The following is a 632-nucleotide window of genomic DNA, read 5'->3' as shown; positions in this document are numbered from 1 at the left end:
CTCGCCGGCACGGCCGGCACGGCCTTCCTCCTGGCCCGCCTGTACGGCGTCACCGGCGAGCGGCGCTTCCTGGAGGCGGCGGGCCGGGGCGCCGGTTTCGTCCGCGAGGTCAGCGTCGTGACCGACCGGTGCGCCGTCGTGCCTCACCACGTGCCGCAGGGGCGCCAGCTGCACTACTTGGGGTTCTGCTCGGGCTCGGCGGGGGTGGCGCGGATGTTCTACGAGCTGTACCGGGTGACGGGCGCTGTGAGCCATCTGGAGTGGGTGGACCGCCTGGCCAACGGCATCGTCCAGAGCGGAGTCCCGAAGCGGCGCACGACCGGGTTCTGGAACGTCACCTGCCAGTGCTGCGGCGCCGCCGGGCTGCTGGAGCTCTTCGTCGGGTTGTGGGCCGAGACCGGGAACGACACCTACCTGACCTACGCCCGCGAGCTCGCCGAGCACCTCATCGCCGACGCCACCGACCCCGACGGCCGGGGTTTCCGCTGGTACCAGGCATATCGGCGGCTACGACCCGGCGAGGTGAGCGCCGACACCGGCTACATGGTCGGCGCGGCCGGCATCGGCGCGGCCCTGCTGCATCTCGACGCCGCCCTCCAGCCACGCCAGGCACGCCGGGTCATCCTCCTGCC

The 632-nt window shown here is 72.9% G+C and carries 1 protein-coding gene; it reads left to right on the top strand.

The window, feature by feature from the left end:
* Positions 1-632: lanthionine synthetase LanC family protein (locus tag EJK15_RS69825; protein ID WP_276615639.1), on the top strand; the 632-nt coding region annotated here is incomplete at both ends.

Source organism: Nonomuraea basaltis (assembly GCF_005893125.1).
Classification (GTDB): Bacteria; Actinomycetota; Actinomycetes; order Streptosporangiales; family Streptosporangiaceae; genus Nonomuraea; species Nonomuraea basaltis.
The sequence above is the reverse complement of the archived record's forward strand: the minus strand, read 5'-3'. Positions and strand labels throughout refer to the sequence as shown.